Below are 16,947 nucleotides of genomic sequence, written 5' to 3' on the forward strand. Positions count from 1 at the left end.
CCGATGACGACCGAACTGACCCCGCTGATCCTGACCGCCTTCAGCGGCGGCGTCGTCGCCCTGTTGCTGACCCTGTTCGGCGGCGGCGGGTCGGTTCTGGCCGTACCGCTGCTGCTCTATGTCGTCGGCGTCGCCGATCCCCATGTCGCCATCGGCGTGTCGGCGGCGGGGGTGGCGCTGAACGCCCTGACGGCTCTGGCCGGTCACGCCAGGGCAGGGCGGGTGCGCTGGCCCTGCGCGACCCTGTTCGCGATCACCGGCGCGGCCGGGGCCTGGTTCGGTTCGTCCCTGGCCAAGATGATCGACGGCCATCAGCTGCTGCTGATCTTCGCCGTGGCCATGGCGGCCGTGGGCGTGTCGATGCTGCGTCCCAAGGCGCCGGTCGCTCGCGTCGAGCCGCGGCTGAACTGGGCCATCTCGCCGCGCGTCGGCATGGCGGGCGCCGGCGTCGGCTCGGCCGCAGGCTTCTTCGGCATCGGCGGCGGCTTTCTGATCGTGCCCGGCCTGATGGCGTCGACGGGCATGAGCCTGGCGACCGCCCAAGCGACGTCTTTGCTCAGCGTCGCCGCGTTCCGGGCGACGACGGCGGGCAACTATGCGCTGTCGGGCTGGGTCGATCCGGGCCTGGTCGCCGCCATGGCGGTCGGCGGGGTCGCCGGGACGGCGGCAGGCCTGCCGCTGGCGCGCCGGCTGGGATCGAACGCCCGGCTTGGGCGCATCCTGTTCGCGGGCCTGATCTTGGTGGTCGCCGCCTATGTCGCGGTGCGGGCAATCCTGGCGCTCTGAGACCTCTGTTCAGCGAACTGACTGTGTGTCGCCAACCGTATTTAAAAGGATCGATCCTGCGTTCGGATGAGGTCGTACACGTGTCGCGGTTTTTCGATTTGCAGAAACTGCGCGCCGTTTAGCGCCGGAAGCCATGCCCCGAAGCCGTTCATGGCGAAGGCGGCGGTGAACCAGTTGCCTTCGAAGGTGATGCTGCCGGTTCCATCGCCGCGTTCCGAGAGTTCCAGCTTCGGCAAACGACGGATTTCCATCGAGGTCAATTTGCGTCCACGCAGGATTAGAATGCGCTGGTTGGAGACGGCGTAGAACAGGGTCTTTCTGATCATCGCGTCATGGATGAACCGCCCCGCAATCATGTAGAGGCCGACACACAGGAAAGGCAGGCCCCAAAGGCGCATGAACCATGCGGCGCCTTCGCCGGCGTCGGGGATCATCCAGACCGTCACATTCCAGAACAGCGCGAAACCGCCCCACAGAAGGGTGAATGGAACAAGGAAGATGTCCTTTCCTGTGAACATCACGCCTTGTTTGGGCTGTCCTGTCCAAAGGATGTCCTCGTCAGAGGAAAGATAGGGTTTGAAGCGATCAGTCGTGCGGGGCGAGCTCATGGACCCGTCGTAATCAACTTCAGAAAGCGGCGCTATACGATCGGCGCATATGGCTGCGCTTCGGCCTAGCTATGAGCGATGCGATTTCGCACAGTGCGCCCATGACCGACGCCAGACTGGAGATCGCCGCAGGCTTTGCCACCTTGCAGGGACCCAAGGCGGACAATCAGGACTTCGGCGGCGTCCATATCGGCACGGCGGCCGAGCAGCGTGAGCATGGGGTGGTGGCGGTGATCGCCGACGGGGTGTCGGGATCGAAGGCCGGGCGGATGGCGGCGGAGCTGACCACGCGAAGCTTCATCGACGGCTATCTGGATCAGAACCCCCTGAACGGCATCGCGGCGAATGGCATCAAGGCGCTGCGGGGCTTCAACCGCTGGCTCCATTCGCGCGGGCGGATCGATCCGGCCATGGAGGGGGCGGCGACCACCTTCACGGCCCTCATCCTGCGTGGGCGCGAAGCGACGGCGCTGCATGTGGGCGACAGCCGGGCCTGGCATTTCCGCGACGGGGTGCTGACGCGCCTGACGGAAGATCATACGCGTGCCCAGCAGGGGCTCAGCCATGTGCTGTACCGCGCCGTCGGCATTGAGGCGGATGTGAAGCTGGACGTCCGGCAAGTGCGGCTGGAACCGCACGACCGGCTGCTGCTGACCACCGACGGGGTGCATGGGGTGCTGGCCGATGCGATGATCGCGGGCCTGTTGGGACGGCGCAGTTCGCCCGATGCGGACGCCAAGGCGATCCTGGCCGAGGTCGAGGCGGCGGGCGCGCGCGACAACGCCACCGCCATCGTCATCGACGTGGTCCGCACCGGCGCGCCCGACTGGGAGGCGATCACCGCCGAAGCGGAAGGGCTGGCCATCCTGCCGCCTCCGGCCGTCGGCGACAACGTCGACGGCTTCGCTCTTCAGCGACTGGTCGCGGACGGGCGCTATACGACCCTGTTCCTGGCCAAGGATACGCTGGGCGACGCGGGCATGGTGGTGCTGAAGTTTCCCAAGCCCGCCGTGGTGTCCGAGCGCGGCGCTCGCACCGCCTTTCTGCGCGAGGCCTTCATCGGTCGGCGCATCGACAGCCCCTTCGTCGGAAAGGTGCTGAGCCTGGACGCCGGTCGCCAGAGCCGCCTTTATATCGCCCAGCCCTTCCATGCCGGTCAGACCCTGCATGCACGGTTGGCGCAGGAGGGGCCGTTCGAGATCGCCGAAGGAATCGGCGTGGCGCTGCGGCTGTCGCGGGCGGTTTCGGCCCTGCACCGGGCGGGGGTGACGCACCGCGACATCAAGCCGGACAATGTGATCCTGGAGGCACAGGGCGGGCTGAAACTGGTCGATCTGGGCGTGGCGCGTCTGAGGCTGGCCGAGGAGTTCGCCGAGGCCGAGGCGCCCGGCACCGCCGGCTACAAGGCGCCGGAAATGTATGCGGGCGAGAGCGGCGACGCCGCCACGGATCAGTTCGCCCTGGGGGTGACGCTGTATCGCCTGTTCACGCGCACCTATCCGTGGGGCGAGGTGGATCCGGCCGATGCGCCGCGCTTTGACCGGGCGCCTGCGCCGCCGACGCGACACCGGCCGGACATGCCCGCCTGGCTGGAGGCGGCCATCATGCGCGCCGTCGCCATCGACCCGAACGAGCGGTTCGAGGATGTCGAGGAACTGATCCATGTGCTGGAGACCGGCAGCGCTGTCGCCGCTCCACCGCCGCGCCAGCTGTCCCTGATCGAGCGCGATCCGGTGCGATTCTGGCAGGGCGTCAGCCTGGTCCTGCTGATCGCCTTTCTGGTGTCGATGGCGACGCGCTAGCCGCCCATACGCTCAACCTCAACGATCGGATGTGCGACATTTGGCGGTGTAAAAGCTTGGGAACCTGTGGCCGCGTTTGGCTTTTGTGACGGCGAGCGGGGATGTCGCGCCCGCACTTTCTCGGCACGAAAGCCTCCCCCAGATGATCAAGACCCTCGCCTCCAGCGCCCTGGCCCTGGCCATGGTTTCCACCCCCGCCCTGGCCCAGTCCGTCGCCCCCGACTGGTCCGGCCCCTACATCGGCATCTTCGGCGGCTACAACCAGTCGAACGACGACGAGAACGAAATCCTGCGCTTCGACCGTAATCTGGACGGCAACTACGGTGACCCGGTCACTACGGCCGCCGCCGCCAACGCCTTCAGTCCCGGCTTCTGCGGCGGCATGGCGACCAGCACCGCGCCGGGAACCGGTTGCCGTGACGACAACGACGGCGTCGAAGCGGGCGTCCGCGCCGGTTACGACATGCAGTTCGGCAACTTCGTCGTCGGCGCCCTGGCGGAATACAGCGTCAACAACGTCCAGGACTCGGTGACCGGCTTCTCGACTACCCCGGCCTTCTACACCTTCACGCGCGAGCTGGAGAGCACGGCGGCCGCCCGGTTGAAGCTGGGCTACGCCTATGGCCCTGCGCTCATTTACGGCACCGGCGGTTACGCCTACGGCAAGTTCGAGAACAAGTTCCGCACCTCGAACCAGGCCAACAGCTTCACCGAAACCAGCGAAGGCGATGACGGCGACGGCTGGCAGGCCGGCGGCGGCGTGGAATACGCTCTGGGTCGCGGTCTGACGGTCAGCGGCGAATACCTCTACACCTCACTGGACGTCGACAGCCCGGTGATCCGCGTCGGCAATACCGGCACGACCCCGGCGACCAACCCGTTCATCCTGGCGCCGAACACCACGGGCACGGACATGGTGCGCGGCAACGGTCGCTTCGGAACGCACATGTTCCGCATCGGCATGAACTACCGCTTCTAATCGTCAAGCGGGGCGGTCTGGCGTCAGGCCCGGCCGCCCTGACTCGACAACATGGCCGCGTCCACGCCCAACTGGGCGAGGGCGCGCGTCCATTTCGACGTGTGTTCGCCGTCGAAAATCAGGTCCAGATCGGCGTCGGCGGTCAGCCAGACGTTGTCGGCCAGCTCTTCCTCCAACTGCCCCTCGCCCCAGCCGGCATAGCCCAGCAACAGGGCCGAGCGGCGCGGACCGGCGACCTCGTCGGTCATGGCGGCCAGCGCCTCGCGCGTGCCGGTCATCGCCAGACCGTCGCCGAAGGCCAGGGTGTCGTCGCCCACCGTCCAGTCGTCGGTATGCAGCACGAAGCCGCGCTCGCGCTCGACCGGCCCGCCCATCAGCACCGCGCGACCGATGGATTGATCGGGCGCCGGCGCATCCAGCTTGTCCAGAACCGTCTTCAGATCCACGCCCGGCGCTGGTCGATCCAGCCGCAGGCCCATGGCGTGATCCGGCCCGTGGGCGCAGATCAGGATGACGGCGTGTTCGAACCGGGCGTCGTCGATCCCGGGCATGGCGACCAGCAGTCGGCCGGTCAGGGTGGAGGCTTGGCTCATGATCCTGGCATCATCCGTCCGGAAAGCGGCGCAAGCAAGCCGAACCGGCGCTTGCGGTGTCGCCCGTGGTGTCTATGTGTCGCACACGGCCGTTCAAACGCGCCGGCCTCAAACCTCAGCGAGACAGACATGACCATTCAGATCGGCGATCGCATCCCGAACGCAACCCTCGCCCAAGCGACCGCCGAGGGCCCCAAGCCCGTCAACACCGACGACATCTTCGCCGGCAAGACCGTGGCCCTGTTCGCCGTGCCCGGTGCCTTCACCCCCACCTGCTCGGCGCGTCACCTGCCGGGCTTCAAGGATCACCTGGCCGACATCCAGGGCAAGGGCGTCGATACGGTCGCCTGCATCTCGGTCAACGACGCCTTCGTCATGAAGGCCTGGGGCGAGAGCCAGGGCATCACCGACGACAGCATCGTCATGCTGGCCGACGGCAACGGCGAACTGACCCGCGCCCTGGGTCTGGTGCTGGACGGTACGGGCTTTGGCCTGGGCGAGCGCTCGCAGCGCTATTCCATGCTGGTCAAGGACGGCGTGGTCGAGCAGCTGAACATCGAACAGGGCGGCGAGTTCAAGGTGTCCTCCGCCGAGCATCTGCTGGCGCAGCTTTAGGCTGATTTGAAATCCGTCGATCCAGGCTCAAGTAGCGAAGCGATAGCCTGGATCGACAAACAATGACGACGGATGTTTTCAGCCCCGAGAAGCGCAGCGCGGTGATGCGTCGCGTGAAGGGGCGGGACACCTCGCCGGAACTGGCCGTGCGCGGGATTTTGCGTGCGGCCGGTATCGGGTATCGGCTGGGCGGCATGGGTCTGCCGGGTCGCCCGGATGTGGTGATGAAGGGCCGCAAGGTCGCCCTGCTCGTCCATGGCTGCTTCTGGCACGGCCATGATTGCGCCCGTGGGTCACGCCAGCCCAAGACCAACGCCGATTACTGGATCGCCAAGATCGACCGGAACCGCGTGCGCGACTCTGCAGCCGTGACGGCGTTGGAGGCGTCGGGCTGGCGCGTGGTCGTCGTCTGGGAATGCGAGATGAAACAGCCTGATTTCGCCGCGCGCCTGATCGCGGCCGTCCGGGGTCAGGCGGCCTCGGTCGCGGCCTGAGCGGCGGTGTCGTTCAGGACGTGCTGTAAGGCGCCGATCAGGGCGGGCGGCGTCAGGGGCTTGGAGACGAAATAGGCCATGCCGGCCGCCTGACAGGCCGCGACGTCCTCGGGCGCGGTGTCGGCGGTGACGGCGACGACCGGGGTGGCGGCGTTGGGCCCGCCGCCGGCGCGCAGACGACGCGTCGTCTCGCGCCCGTCCAGCTCGGGCATCCGGACATCCATGAAGATGACGTCGAACACCGCCTCCTGACAGCGTTCCAGCGCGATCATGCCGTCGGCGGCGGTGGTGATCTCGCAGCCCAGCGGCTGAAGGATCAGCTGCACGGCGCGGCGGTTGATGTCGTGATCGTCCACGACCAGCAGGCGCAGCGGCTGGTCTTCGGCCTCGTCGGCGACCGCAGGCGTCGCGACGACCGGTTCGGGCTCAGGCTCCGGCGCGACGGGCGTGGGCGCGACCGAGGGCGTCAGCGATCGGGCGATGTCCAGGCGGCTTTCATCGACGACCTCGACGATCTGCGCCGCCTCGTCGCCGCGCGGCAGGATCAGGGAGACGGTGAAGCGCGAGCCCTGACCCGGCGCGCTGCGCACGGTCAGCCGACCGCCCATCAGGTCGATCAGATTGCGGCTGATCGCCAGCCCCAGGCCCGAACCGCCATAGCGGGCGGAGACGCCGTCCGCGGTCTGGTCGAACGGGGTGAACAGGCGGGCCAGTTGATCGCTCGTCATGCCCGGACCCGTGTCCACGATCTCGAACAGCAGGGCGTATCCCGACGGTTCCTCGGGCCAGGCCTGGACCCGCAGGGTGATCTGGCCCTGCTCGGTGAACTTCATGGCGTTGGACATCAGGTTGTTCAGCACCTGACGGATGCGCATGACGTCGCCCTTGACGTGGCGCGGCATGGCCGAGGCGCCCTCGATGCGCAGCTTCAGCCCCTTGGCGTCGGCGACGCCGCGCCACAGCATCAGGGTCTGGGCCAGCATTTGCCGCAGGTCGAAATCCTTGGCCTCAACCGTCATTCGCCCGGCGCCGATCCGGGTGTGGTCCAGCAGGTCGTCCAGCAGGGCCTTCATCATCAGGCCGGCGTCGGTGATCAGATTGGCGCTGTTGCGCGACTGGGCGTCGGGCGCGCGCAACTCGGCGGCGCCGGCCAGGATCGCGCCGATTGGCGTGCGCAGGTCATGGCCGATCGCGGCCAGGAAGGTCGTATGGTCGGCCAGGCTGCGCTCGGCCCTGAGACGGGATTCTTCGGCGAGAGCGTGGGCGCGAACAACGGTGACGCTGGCCTCGACCATGCGCTGGCCGGTGATGGCGACATAGAAGGTGAACAGCACCACGGCCGCTGCGGCCGACATGACCAGCGGGCCGGGCGCGTGCAGCGCATAGACGAAGAAGGGGGTCGCCAGCAGGAAGCCGACCTGGGGCGCGAGGCCGGCGATCATCACGGCCTGGCATCGGGTGGCGTTCACGATCGCCGTCAGCATGACCGCAGTCAGCATCAGGACGGCGCAGACACCGCCAATCGCGCCACCGATCCACCACAGGACCAGGGAAAGCGAGGAGAAGACCGTCGAATTGGCGAAGACGACGGCCAGGATCGCCAGCTTGCGGCCCGTGGACAGCTCGTCGGGACCTTTCAGGATCGGTCGATAGACGACCACTTCCATGGCCTGGACCGCCATATACAGCACGACCCAGCCGAGGGTGAACCGCACCCCGACCATTGGGGTCACGACCAGGGCGACAGCCGCCGCCGCCACGACCCGTTGCACCGCCGCGCCCGTGCGCTGACGAACGGCGGCGGTCCAGCTGCTTTCAGCGATATCGACGGCGGTCGATTTCATTCAGGCCCTCGAATGACGAACGCAGATCGCTCGCATCGGTCACCCTATGCCTATCGACACTAACGCTCCGTCAACGGGACGCGCCGACCGCCTCGGCGGCTGTGGAAAAGCCGTCAGCGCGCAGGCGGGCGGCCAGGTCACGCTTGATGCGGGCGACCAGGCCGGGGCCTTCATAGATCAGGGCGGAATAGATCTGGACCGCCGACGCGCCAAGGCGGATGCGGGCATAGGCCTCGGCCCCGCTATCGATGCCGCCGACGGCGATCAGAGGCAGACGGCCGGCTGCGGCCTCGGCCGCCGCGCGCAGGGCCTTTTCCGCGAACGGACGGATAGGCGCGCCAGACAGGCCGCCGGTTTCGCGGGCGTCGGGCGAGCGCAGGCTCTCGGGGCGCTCCAGCGTGGTGTTGGACACGATCAGGCCGTCGATCCGGTGGGCCAGAGACGCCTCGACGATCATGCCGATCTCGTCGGCGATCAGGTCAGGCGCGATCTTCAGGAAGACGGGTACGCGGTCAGGCGCGGCGACGGGACGGGCGGCGTCGATGCGGCCCAACAGATCATCCAATTGCTCGCGGCCCTGAAGGGCGCGCAGGCCGGGCGTATTGGGCGAGGAGATATTGACGGTGAAATAGGAAGCGCGGCCGGCGAGGCGTTGCAGACCGACGACATAGTCAGCCGCCTTGTCCTCGGTGTCCTTGTTCGCCCCCAGATTGGCGCCGACGACCACGCCTGCCGGACGGTGGTTCAGCCGCTCGGCGAAGGCGTCGAGCCCGGCGTTGTTGAACCCCATCCGGTTGATGATGGCCCGGTCCTCGCTGAGGCGGAACAGGCGCGGTTTGGGATTGCCGGGCTGGGGGCGAGGCGTGACCGAGCCGCATTCGACGAAGCCGAAGCCGAGGCGCGACAGGCCGCGCAAGGCCTCGCCGTTCTTGTCCAGACCCGCCGCCAGACCGACCGGGTTGGGCAGGTCAAGTCCCGCCAGCTGTGTTCTCAGGATCGGATCATCGGCGGGCGGCGCGGGCAGGGGGGCGAGGGCCAGACCCTTGATCGCCAGCTGGTGCGCCTGCTCCGGATCCAGCCGACGCAGCAGGGCGGCGCTCACATTCGCCAGGCTCATGCGTCGTCCTCGAACGCCATCTCGCCGTCGGCCGTGACCGAGAAGGCGCGCGAGGCCGTGACGGCGGCGACGGGCAGGGGGGCGTAGAGATGCGGGAACAGATCGCCGCCGCGCGACGGCTCCCAGATCAGGTCGTCGCCGAACCGGCTGAGATCGACGGTCAGCAGCAGCAGGTCGCCGCGCCCGGCGAAGTGCCGTCGCGCGGTCTCGGCCAGTTGCGCCTCGGTCGACATATGGATGTAGCCGTCGGCCAGATCGACCGGCGCGCCGTCGTATCGGCCCTCGGCGACGGCGGCGCGCCATTCGGCGGCGTCGACGATCTTGTAGGCGACGTCGCTCATGCGGATGGCGCGCCCAGCGACCGCGGCGTCAGGAAGCCTTCGTAGGTGCAGCGCCCCGCGACATCGACGGTGAACAGGGCGGCGGCGCCAGTCGGAAAGCCGGCCGACAGCTTGTCCACCACCGCCGGCGAGGCGGCGCTTTCGATCAGATATTCGGCGGCCAGCACGTGAACCCCCGGATTATGGGCCAGGATCAGCAGGCAGCCGGCCTCGTCCTCGCTGGCCTCGACGAAGCGGCGGATCACATCGGAGGGGGCGTTGTAGAGGGCGTCCTCGTCGCGGACTTCGACATCGCCGAAGGCGTCGTGCATCTGCTCCCAGGTCTGGCGGGTGCGCACGGCGGTGGACACCAGGGCCAGGTCCGGCTTCAGGCCCCGCTCGGCCAGCGCGCGCCCCATCAGCAGCGCCTCCGCGCGGCCAGCGGCGGACAGGGGACGGGCCTCGTCGCCGCCGGAGGGGGCGGAGGCTTCGGCCTGGGCGTGCCGCATCAGGATCAGTCGGTGCATGGCCTTCGCCATAAGGCGGTTTCGTGCTGCCCGCCAGATGGGGCGACGGTCAACTCGCCGTCAGTCGCGGTGTTCGCCCCGCGAAGAGACGGAGGCGGCCGGCTGGGGCGCCAGGACGGGGGCCGCGACGCGCTGGGTATGGCCGCTGGGGCGGATGCGGGCGTAGCTGTGGCGCGAGGCCTCCAGCAGGATCAGCCCGGCGGTTCCGGGAAAGACCCGGCGACCGACTTGTTCGAATCCTTCCGCCAGCGGCAGCATCGGCCCCCAAGGCGGGACATAAAGCGTCTGGGACCAGGCCATCGGCTCCAGCCCGACATCGCGCACCAACCGTTCCAACTGGCGCCGAGTGAAGGGTCGGCCGTGACCAAAGGGGGTGTTGTCCGCCCGCGCCCACAGGCCGCCGCGCGCCGCCGCCGCCAGGATGATGCGGCCGGTCGGCGACAGCGCGCGCACCGCTTCCAGCAGCAGGGCGGCGGGGTCGTCGGCCTCTTCCAGGGCGTGGACCAGCAGGATGCGGTCGAACGATCCGGCGGGGAAGGGCAGGCGGCGGTCGTCCACCAGCAGGGTGCGGTTACGGCCCACCGTCGGCCAATGCTCGACGCCTTGCCCGCCCGGCATGGCCGCGACGACGCGCCGCGCGCCGACGAAGGCGTCCAGCCAGGGGGTGGCGTAGCCGACGCCCAGCACGTCGCAATCGGCCGCCTCGCCCCAGGCGTCGTCCAGCCGTCGCGCCACCAGCCGTCGCGCCAGCGCCCCGGTCGGCTCGCCGTAGAAGGTTCGAAGCTCGTCGATGCTGCGCCGCATGAACCCACTATAGGCCCGTCGGCGGCCCTGCTGCTAGGATGGGCGCATGACCCTGGATGTGCATCTGTTTCCCTGCCGCAGCGACAACTACGGCTTCCTGATCCGCGATGCGGCGACCGGCGTGGTCGCGGCGGTCGATACGCCCGATGCAGTGCGCATTCTGGAGGAGCTGGAAGGCCTGGGCTGGGGGCGTCTGGACCTGATCCTGAACACCCATTGGCACCCCGATCACACCGAGGGCAACGCGCGGCTCAAGGCCGACTGGGCGTGCGAAATCGTCGGGCCGGAAGAAGTGCGCAAGGTCGCGCCGCTGGACCGCGTGGTCGCGGACGGCGATGTGGTGATGGTGGGCGAGACGCGGTTTGAGGTCACTGAAACGCCCGGCCACACCCTCGGCCATGTCGTGTTTCATGCGCCGGCGGACGGTCTGGCCTTTACCGGCGACACCCTGTTCGCCCTGGGCTGCGGCCGCTTGTTCGAGGGCACGCCGGAGCAGATGTTCGAGAGCCTGCAGCGGCTTAAGGCCTGGCCCGACCAGACCGTGATCTGGTGTGCGCACGAATATACGGCGTCGAACGCCCGCTTCACCCTGAGCCTGGATGACCGGCCAGAGACCGCCGCCCATGCCGAGGCGATCTTCGCGGCGCGCGCGCGGGGCGAGCCGACCGTGCCGACGACGCTGGGGCTGGAGAAGCGGTTCAATCCGTTCCTGACCGCGACGGATGCGGATCAGTTCGCCGCGAGACGGGCGGCCAAGGACAGCTTCCAGGGTTAGCGGTTCAGGGCGTCCCCGCCCACGACCCGCACGATCCGGGCCGAAGACGGGCGGCCGGCGATGCCGGCGTCGGCGTCGATGACGATCCGCAGCGTGCCCTGGACCAGGCTGACGCCGGGACGCCCCTGATCGGACACGACGACGCGGCGCACCCGCTCGACCTGGGCGCGCAGGTTGGAGGACCGCGCCATGCGCACGATGGCGTCGCTGGCGGCCGAGACGGTGTCGGCGGCGACCTGTTCAGAGCCGGGCTGGATGTCCACGTCGATGATGATCAGCCGCCCCATCGCCGTGCTGGCGCGGTAGCTCTGGCGCATGAAATAGTCGACCAACTGGGCGCCGGTCATCGCTGCGCTGGCCAGGCCCTGCGCCTCGCCGACGCGCGAAGCCGGCGAGCCTTGGGGGGTCGCGGTGGTATAGAGGGTCACGGCGCCGTCGGGCGTGACGCGCAGCACCTGATCGCCATTGTCGTTGCGATAGATGATGTCGCCGCGCGGCGCGGGCGTCGGCCGCAAGACCCAGACCTCGGTCGACCGTTCCAGCCGCATCAGCGGCCGCGATCCGGAGGTGTCCAGGATGAAGCCCTGGCCGCTGCTGCTGACGTAGCGAGCGGTCGGCGGCACGGTCCGACGCGACTGGGCCTGGCTTTCGGACGGGACGACCACAGGCGCGACAACGCCCACGCCGATGACCGCGATGGCGGCGACCGCCATCGCGGTCACGCGTGGCGATTTTTTCGCCCTGACCGATCCCAACAACTTCATGACAGACTTGATGAAACCCGCGCGCGGCGGATTTTGGGCGAAGCCCGCCTCAACCCACCAGGTACTGACCGCCGTTCAGCGAGAGTGTGCAGCCTGTGACATATCCGGCACGCTCGCCCACCAGCCAGGACACCATGTCGGCGATCTCCTCGCCCTTGCCCAGGCGACCGACGGGGATGTGGCTGATGATGCCTTCCAGCACCTTGGGGTCCATGGCGCCGACCATTTCGGTGTCGATATAGCCGGGCGCGATGCAGTTCACGGTCACGCCCTTGCGCGCATTCTCCAGCGCCAGCGCCTTGGTGAAGCCGATCATCCCGGCCTTGGCGGCGGAATAGTTGGTCTGGCCGATCTGACCCTTCTGACCGTTGATCGAGGAGATGTTGACGATGCGCCCGTGGCCCCGGTCGCGCATGCCGTTGATGACCTGGCGCGTCATATTGAAGACGCTGTCCATGTTGACGCGGATGACGTCGGACCACTGGTCGTGGCTCATCTTGTGGAAGAAGCCGTCGCGGGTGATGCCGGCGTTGTTGACCAGGATGTCGATGGGGCCGAGCTGTTCCTCGACCTCCTTCACCGCGCGGGCGCAGTCGTCGAAGCTGCCGACGTTGCCCTTCACCACCATGACGTCCAGCGCATCGGCGATGGCCTTGGCCGCCTCGTCGTTGCCGGAATAGCCGGCGGCGACCTTGAAACCGTCCTCATGCAGGCGCTGAACGATCGCCTTGCCGATGCCCCGGGTCCCGCCCGTCACGAAAGCTACGCGCGCCATATCGTCTCCTGTCCCTGTGCAGACCCTTCAGAAGGCCTTGTCAGGGTTCAGGATTAACGAGGGAGCGAAAGCGCGCAAGGCGAGAATCTGACGCGACGGAAGTTTCATGCCTCCGTCGCGTTTCGTTGATCTTCGTCGCCGCGATCAGGCGGCCAGTTTTTCCATATCGATGACGAAGCGATAGCGGACATCGGATTTCAGCATCCGCTCGTAGGCGTCGTTGATCTGATCCGGAGCGATGGTCTCGATGTCGCAGGCGATGCCGTGCTCGGCGCAGAAGTCCAGCATCTCTTGCGTTTCGCGAATGCCGCCGATCAGTGAGCCGGCGATGCGGCGACGACGCCACAGCAGGGGCAGGGCGAAGACCGGCAGCCCCTCGGTGGTCAGGCCCAGCATGATCATGGTGCCGTCGCGGGCCAGCAACTGAATGTGGCTGGCGATCTCGTGCGTGGCCGAGACGGTGTTGATGATCAGGTCGAACTTCTCGGCCGCAGCCTTCATCGCGTCCTTGTCGGAGTTGATCAGGAAATGTTTGGCGCCCATCCGCTCGGCGTCGGCCTTCTTGCGATCCGAGGTGGACAGGACGGTGACTTCCGCGCCCATCGCGGCCGCCAGCTTGACCGCCATATGGCCCAGGCCGCCCAGGCCGATGACCGCGACCTTGGAACCGGGGCCCACGCCCCATTCCTTCAGCGGGGAATAGGTGGTGATGCCGGCGCACAGAAGGGGGGCGGCGACGTCCAGGGCCAGGCTGTCGGGGATGGACAGAACGAAATGCTGATCGACGGTGATGTGGTCGGAATAGCCGCCCTGGGTGATGGCTTCCGACGTGCCGCCCTTCTTGTCCTTGCCGCCGTAGGTGCCGGTGAAGCCGGGGATGCAATATTGTTCGACGCCTTCCTGGCAGGAGGCGCATTCGCGGCAGCTGTCGACCATGCAGCCGACGCCGACGCGGTCGCCTTCCTTGAAGCGGGTGACGTTCGATCCGACCGCCTTGACCACGCCCGCGATCTCGTGACCCGGCACCAGCGGATAGGTCGAACTGCCGCTTTCGCTGCGCGCGGCGTGCAGGTCGGAGTGGCAGACGCCGCAGTATTTGATGTCGATCAGCACGTCGTCGGGGCCGGGATCGCGACGGTCGAAGCTGTAGGGCGTCAACGGCTTGTCGGCGGCGGTCGCGGCGAAGGCGCGTGTGGCGATCGGCATGGGGAGGTCCTTCAGGCTTTGCGGTGAGCCGACCTCAGATGAGAGAGCGGCCGCGGGTCCGCAAGCGCGCGGACCGCTATTTCAGCTTGGCGATCAGCGCGTGAGCCGCCGCCGGGTTCCGCACCTTCGACGCCATCTTCGGCAGCCAAATCGTTAGATGAACATCTTCCGTTACTTATCTGCTTGGGTTGCATTAGCCATGTATGACGATCCGGATAATTCCTCGAACCTCGTAAGCATGGCCCTTAGTTTTTGTGCGGTGTCAGCGTTGCCGAATACGAGCGCGACAGTATTGGCCGATAGCAAGCCCCGGTAGACGTAGTTCCAGAGGTCTTTGATGTGTTCGGGTATTCTGGGAGTTCCATTTAGGCCACGCAGGTGAAATCGTAACTGCGGGCCGCCGCACATATCCATGATCTGTGGAGAGGCGGCATGGACATATCCAGAGTAGGCTTGCTGAACGACACGAAGTGCCTTCATTTCGGGGGCGTCGTCGGGAGTACCCAGCCGCCGTCCCAGCCACTCGCGTATCTCATTTCGCTTGATGTGATAGCGACCCTTAGTGTTTTCTATGGGTGCGACACCATCTTCAAACTCCTCCTGCCAAAACGCCTTGAGGTATTTTCGGTGGAGTTTGACCGTACCGTCTTGTGCTCCGAAGCAGAGGAATAGGATGTCCTCATCCAGCTCATCCAGCGTGCGTTGAATGACCCCCTGCTCCTGAACGTAGCCCGAAGCTAGCAGTACGTCGCAGGCATTAAGCCCGCTGACTTGTCGAGCCAACTTAAGCAAGATGGCTTGATGAATGGTCTGCTCGACGTAGCGGAGTGTTACACCCTCGCCTTTCTTGATTATGCGAGGTTTCGGAACCTGAAGTTCCAGGTTCCGAAACCCAGCTTCCATGGCGTCGATCGCTTCTCGGAACAGTGCGCGAGTAATCATCTGGCCTAGGGATGCCTAAGCTTGTCGATCAGCGCCTGAGCCGCCGCCGGGTTCCGCACCTTCGCGCCCGAGATGAAATAGGCGAAGACCGGCCCGCGTTTAGCCCAGGCTTTCGCCTGATCCGCCACCGCATCCAGCTCGGTCGCCGTCATGCCGGTCGGCTCGTCCTCGCGGCTGGACATCAGCCGGGCGTAGCTGAAATCGGCGGTCGCCTCGTCGATCTGGGGCCAGGTCGGCTCCTCGTCATCGACCGCATAGACGATGGCCGCGCCGTATTTGCGGGCCAGGTCATAGAATTGTTCGGTGGCGAAGGTCGGGTTGCGAACCTCAAGCGCGTGCCGCAGCCGCACCCCGTCCTTCTCCTTGGGCAACAGCTTCAGGAAGCCCTCGAAGTCCTCGGCGTCGAACTTCTTCGTGCCCATAAACTGATTCACCCAAACACAACATTCACGGGGGCGAGGGCGAGTTTGGTGGCGGACACCGTTGGAGGTCATGTTCCAACGAGGATCAGCAGGTCGATCACGTCTTCACACTTACGGATATCGTGATCTCATTAGTGGTGCTCGGCTTGTACTTGGGCATCCCCGTGTAGTCGAAGTTTCGCCAGCGCGTTTCGGCCTCCAGAACCTCGCCCCATGCCCGTTCGAACATCGTTGTCAGGACAAAGAAGGATGGATGGGTTGATGAGACGGATAGACCTCGCGAAGCCGTCAGCGCGAGAAGGTGGGTCTCTACGGCATTGGTCTGATCGTCGAGACTCTCGAAGATTGCCTTTCGCTGGGCGGCGGCATCTTCTGAAACAGCGATGGCGGCAAACGCCTCGACGCGGCCGCCTTTCTGCGCCGCCCCGAACAATCGGCACTCTTCCTCATAGGTCAGTCTTCCCGCCATCGGATTAGGGTCGTGGAGGATGGCTTGGGCACGTCGATAAAGTTCACTTGCCCGCCAATCTTCGATCATCGAGACCACGGTGTGAACAGGGAGCCGTTCCGAATCGTCTTGGAGCTTGGTCCAATCCTGCTGACCGGTTTTCCGTTCGCGATCATAACTCTTTTTGATCTTTGAACGGCGATGGTCCCTAAAAGCACTGACTTCCGATAATGGATACCAAGCTGTTCCGCCTGTAGGACTGGTTGTTGAGCGGTAGTAGGCTGGACCTCCACCCACGCCCTTCTCATCGGCCTTGGCCAAGTTAGCGAGATAGCCCGAACTGACGCCGATCTCCTCGGCTGCTTCATCTCTGGTGAGAAGATGCTCGTCAGGAATGCCCAGCAGCGCAGCGAGAGCGGATTTCGATATCGAACGATGGGGAGAAGAGGCGTCGGACATGCGTCAACGCTCGCACTCTGAAGCTTTCTATCCGGTTTCGAAATTAATCAATGTGAAGGATCGGAGGCCAATGTGAAAACTTGGAAGCCGATATGAAAAGGGGTCTGATTAACCTCATCTATCATCGCTCGGATTCGGCCCAAATCCGTGACCTATGGCCTCATCACCAACCGATGAGGACGTCGAAAACATATGGTCATCCGCCGCCAGAAGGCTGCTCAAGCTCAGAAGGCCCACGCCGCTAACGACAACCTGCCGACCACCACGCCGCCGCCGCCCGCCGCGCCGACCGCGCGACTGGTGAAGGGTGAGTGCATCGTTTCCATGGACGCCATGGTCGCTGGATTGGTTGATCTGATCGTGACGTCGCCGCCCTACCTGAACATCGGCATGCCTTACGGTGACAGCTTCGCGAGCATCGAGGACTACATTGAGTTCTCTCGCCAATGGATCACGGCGGCGGCTCGTGTTCTCAAGCCGGGCGGTGCGATGTGGATCAACGTCGGCATGCATAAGGCTGGGCCGAACAGCCGCGTGCCCCTGACGTATTATCTGTTCCCGCTGATTGCGGGTGACGTGCCCCTGAGTTTTCATCCAGCGGCGACCAGAGTCCTTGGGTTAGTTACGCCTCGCAGCGTGGGGTGAGCAACAGGCCGGGCCGCGCAGC

General features: G+C 66.2%; 19 protein-coding genes and 1 pseudogene. 7 read left to right on the forward strand and 13 right to left on the reverse strand.

Annotated features, from left to right (window positions below):
* Window positions 1-3 precede the first annotated feature (3 nt).
* Window positions 4-786, forward strand: coding sequence for a sulfite exporter TauE/SafE family protein (locus tag HF680_RS07220; RefSeq protein WP_185224560.1), 783 nt, complete (start codon window positions 4-6; stop codon window positions 784-786).
* Between the two features lie 41 nt (window positions 787-827).
* Here the strand turns inward: HF680_RS07220 and HF680_RS07225 are convergent, their stop codons facing one another.
* Window positions 828-1,394 carry a hypothetical protein gene (locus tag HF680_RS07225; RefSeq protein WP_205196090.1) on the reverse strand — a complete coding sequence of 189 codons (567 nt, stop codon included), beginning with the start codon at window positions 1,392-1,394 and terminating at the stop codon, window positions 828-830.
* Window positions 1,395-1,495: 101 nt separating this feature from the next.
* On the opposite strand from HF680_RS07225, the gene HF680_RS07230 reads away from it, so the two are divergent.
* Entirely contained in the window at window positions 1,496-3,196 is a 1,701-nt protein-coding gene (locus HF680_RS07230) for a bifunctional protein-serine/threonine kinase/phosphatase (RefSeq protein ID WP_185224562.1), read from the forward strand.
* 142 nt (window positions 3,197-3,338) lie between these two features.
* Window positions 3,339-4,175: an outer membrane protein gene (locus HF680_RS07235; protein WP_185224563.1), complete on the forward strand. Its 837-nt coding sequence runs from the start codon at window positions 3,339-3,341 to the stop codon at window positions 4,173-4,175.
* A 23-nt stretch (window positions 4,176-4,198) separates the two neighbouring features.
* Here HF680_RS07235 and HF680_RS07240 read toward each other — a convergent pair whose 3' ends face one another.
* Window positions 4,199-4,768, reverse strand: a complete 570-nt coding sequence (locus HF680_RS07240) for a YqgE/AlgH family protein (protein ID WP_039244846.1) — start codon at window positions 4,766-4,768, stop codon at window positions 4,199-4,201.
* Between the two features lie 129 nt (window positions 4,769-4,897).
* On the opposite strand from HF680_RS07240, the gene HF680_RS07245 reads away from it, so the two are divergent.
* Window positions 4,898-5,383 (forward strand): peroxiredoxin, encoded by a 486-nt coding sequence (locus HF680_RS07245; RefSeq protein ID WP_185224564.1) that lies wholly within the window; start codon window positions 4,898-4,900, stop codon window positions 5,381-5,383.
* A 62-nt stretch (window positions 5,384-5,445) separates the two neighbouring features.
* The gene (locus HF680_RS07250; protein ID WP_185224565.1) at window positions 5,446-5,877 is read left to right on the forward strand and encodes a very short patch repair endonuclease; all 432 of its coding nucleotides are present in this window, start codon (window positions 5,446-5,448) and stop codon (window positions 5,875-5,877) included.
* Here HF680_RS07250 and HF680_RS07255 read toward each other — a convergent pair.
* The 5 genes from HF680_RS07255 to HF680_RS07275 all read right to left on the reverse strand — a co-directional run bounded on the left by HF680_RS07255 (window position 5,853) and on the right by HF680_RS07275 (window position 10,489).
* Complete coding sequence (locus HF680_RS07255) at window positions 5,853-7,721, reverse strand: ATP-binding protein (protein WP_185224566.1); 1,869 nt, start codon at window positions 7,719-7,721, stop codon at window positions 5,853-5,855. The two genes, HF680_RS07250 and HF680_RS07255, sit on opposite strands and share 25 nt — an antisense overlap.
* 70 nt (window positions 7,722-7,791) lie before the next feature.
* Window positions 7,792-8,838, reverse strand: a complete 1,047-nt coding sequence (locus tag HF680_RS07260; RefSeq protein WP_185224567.1) for a quinone-dependent dihydroorotate dehydrogenase — start codon at window positions 8,836-8,838, stop codon at window positions 7,792-7,794.
* Window positions 8,835-9,179, reverse strand: coding sequence for a DUF952 domain-containing protein (locus tag HF680_RS07265; RefSeq protein ID WP_185224568.1), 345 nt, complete (start codon window positions 9,177-9,179; stop codon window positions 8,835-8,837). Before HF680_RS07265 ends, HF680_RS07260 begins: the two co-directional genes overlap by 4 nt.
* A complete protein-coding gene (locus HF680_RS07270) occupies window positions 9,176-9,685 on the reverse strand; it encodes a SixA phosphatase family protein (RefSeq protein WP_185224569.1) in 510 nt (169 codons plus the stop codon). The genes HF680_RS07265 and HF680_RS07270 overlap by 4 nt, the downstream gene beginning before the upstream one ends.
* 60 nt (window positions 9,686-9,745) lie before the next feature.
* On the reverse strand, window positions 9,746-10,489 hold the full coding sequence (locus tag HF680_RS07275) for a methyltransferase domain-containing protein (RefSeq protein ID WP_045809777.1): 744 nt from the start codon (window positions 10,487-10,489) through the stop codon (window positions 9,746-9,748).
* A gap of 46 nt (window positions 10,490-10,535) precedes the next feature.
* On the opposite strand from HF680_RS07275, the gene gloB reads away from it, so the two are divergent.
* Entirely contained in the window at window positions 10,536-11,264 is a 729-nt protein-coding gene (gloB, locus tag HF680_RS07280) for a hydroxyacylglutathione hydrolase (protein ID WP_185224570.1), read from the forward strand.
* Here the strand turns inward: gloB and HF680_RS07285 are convergent.
* The 6 genes and pseudogenes from HF680_RS07285 to HF680_RS07310 all read right to left on the reverse strand — a co-directional run bounded on the left by HF680_RS07285 (window position 11,261) and on the right by HF680_RS07310 (window position 16,280).
* A complete protein-coding gene (locus tag HF680_RS07285; protein ID WP_235968889.1) occupies window positions 11,261-11,977 on the reverse strand; it encodes a DUF4908 domain-containing protein in 717 nt (238 codons plus the stop codon). The genes gloB and HF680_RS07285 overlap by 4 nt on opposite strands.
* A 100-nt stretch (window positions 11,978-12,077) precedes the next feature.
* Complete coding sequence (phbB, locus tag HF680_RS07290) at window positions 12,078-12,803, reverse strand: acetoacetyl-CoA reductase (RefSeq protein WP_039244832.1); 726 nt, start codon at window positions 12,801-12,803, stop codon at window positions 12,078-12,080.
* A gap of 144 nt (window positions 12,804-12,947) precedes the next feature.
* The gene (locus tag HF680_RS07295; protein ID WP_185224572.1) at window positions 12,948-14,009 is read right to left on the reverse strand and encodes an NAD(P)-dependent alcohol dehydrogenase; all 1,062 of its coding nucleotides are present in this window, start codon (window positions 14,007-14,009) and stop codon (window positions 12,948-12,950) included.
* Between the two features lie 171 nt (window positions 14,010-14,180).
* Window positions 14,181-14,951 carry a hypothetical protein gene (locus HF680_RS07300; protein WP_185224573.1) on the reverse strand — a complete coding sequence of 257 codons (771 nt, stop codon included), beginning with the start codon at window positions 14,949-14,951 and terminating at the stop codon, window positions 14,181-14,183.
* Window positions 14,952-14,956: 5 nt separating this feature from the next.
* A pseudogene (locus HF680_RS07305) lies at window positions 14,957-15,379 on the reverse strand (DUF72 domain-containing protein); the annotation flags it as partial.
* Between the two features lie 91 nt (window positions 15,380-15,470).
* A complete protein-coding gene (locus HF680_RS07310) occupies window positions 15,471-16,280 on the reverse strand; it encodes a hypothetical protein (RefSeq protein ID WP_146756763.1) in 810 nt (269 codons plus the stop codon).
* A 192-nt stretch (window positions 16,281-16,472) separates the two neighbouring features.
* Here HF680_RS07310 and HF680_RS07315 point away from each other — a divergent pair, with 192 nt between their 5' ends.
* Window positions 16,473-16,925 (forward strand): DNA methyltransferase, encoded by a 453-nt coding sequence (locus tag HF680_RS07315; RefSeq protein WP_185224574.1) that lies wholly within the window; start codon window positions 16,473-16,475, stop codon window positions 16,923-16,925.
* Window positions 16,926-16,947 lie beyond the last annotated feature (22 nt).

This window comes from Brevundimonas huaxiensis, from assembly GCF_014218725.1.
Classification (GTDB): domain Bacteria; phylum Pseudomonadota; class Alphaproteobacteria; order Caulobacterales; family Caulobacteraceae; genus Brevundimonas; species Brevundimonas huaxiensis.

Bases quoted from the DNA above. Each gene is read 5' to 3' on its own strand.
- gloB (WP_185224570.1), top strand. From the start codon at position 10,536: ATGACCCTGGATGTGCATCTGTTTCCCTGCCGCAGCGACAACTACGGC.
- HF680_RS07310 (WP_146756763.1), bottom strand. From the start codon at position 16,280: ATGTCCGACGCCTCTTCTCCCCATCGTTCGATATCGAAATCCGCTCTC.
- HF680_RS07300 (WP_185224573.1), bottom strand. From the start codon at position 14,951: ATGATTACTCGCGCACTGTTCCGAGAAGCGATCGACGCCATGGAAGCT.
- HF680_RS07240 (WP_039244846.1), bottom strand. From the start codon at position 4,768: ATGAGCCAAGCCTCCACCCTGACCGGCCGACTGCTGGTCGCCATGCCC.
- HF680_RS07285 (WP_235968889.1), bottom strand. From the start codon at position 11,977: ATGGCGGTCGCCGCCATCGCGGTCATCGGCGTGGGCGTTGTCGCGCCT.
- HF680_RS07225 (WP_205196090.1), bottom strand. From the start codon at position 1,394: ATGAGCTCGCCCCGCACGACTGATCGCTTCAAACCCTATCTTTCCTCT.
- phbB (WP_039244832.1), bottom strand. From the start codon at position 12,803: ATGGCGCGCGTAGCTTTCGTGACGGGCGGGACCCGGGGCATCGGCAAG.
- HF680_RS07270 (WP_185224569.1), bottom strand. From the start codon at position 9,685: ATGCACCGACTGATCCTGATGCGGCACGCCCAGGCCGAAGCCTCCGCC.
- HF680_RS07245 (WP_185224564.1), top strand. From the start codon at position 4,898: ATGACCATTCAGATCGGCGATCGCATCCCGAACGCAACCCTCGCCCAA.
- HF680_RS07235 (WP_185224563.1), top strand. From the start codon at position 3,339: ATGATCAAGACCCTCGCCTCCAGCGCCCTGGCCCTGGCCATGGTTTCC.
- HF680_RS07255 (WP_185224566.1), bottom strand. From the start codon at position 7,721: ATGAAATCGACCGCCGTCGATATCGCTGAAAGCAGCTGGACCGCCGCC.
- HF680_RS07315 (WP_185224574.1), top strand. From the start codon at position 16,473: ATGGTCATCCGCCGCCAGAAGGCTGCTCAAGCTCAGAAGGCCCACGCC.
- HF680_RS07265 (WP_185224568.1), bottom strand. From the start codon at position 9,179: ATGAGCGACGTCGCCTACAAGATCGTCGACGCCGCCGAATGGCGCGCC.
- HF680_RS07275 (WP_045809777.1), bottom strand. From the start codon at position 10,489: ATGCGGCGCAGCATCGACGAGCTTCGAACCTTCTACGGCGAGCCGACC.
- HF680_RS07250 (WP_185224565.1), top strand. From the start codon at position 5,446: ATGACGACGGATGTTTTCAGCCCCGAGAAGCGCAGCGCGGTGATGCGT.
- HF680_RS07230 (WP_185224562.1), top strand. From the start codon at position 1,496: ATGACCGACGCCAGACTGGAGATCGCCGCAGGCTTTGCCACCTTGCAG.
- HF680_RS07220 (WP_185224560.1), top strand. From the start codon at position 4: ATGACGACCGAACTGACCCCGCTGATCCTGACCGCCTTCAGCGGCGGC.
- HF680_RS07295 (WP_185224572.1), bottom strand. From the start codon at position 14,009: ATGCCGATCGCCACACGCGCCTTCGCCGCGACCGCCGCCGACAAGCCG.
- HF680_RS07260 (WP_185224567.1), bottom strand. From the start codon at position 8,838: ATGAGCCTGGCGAATGTGAGCGCCGCCCTGCTGCGTCGGCTGGATCCG.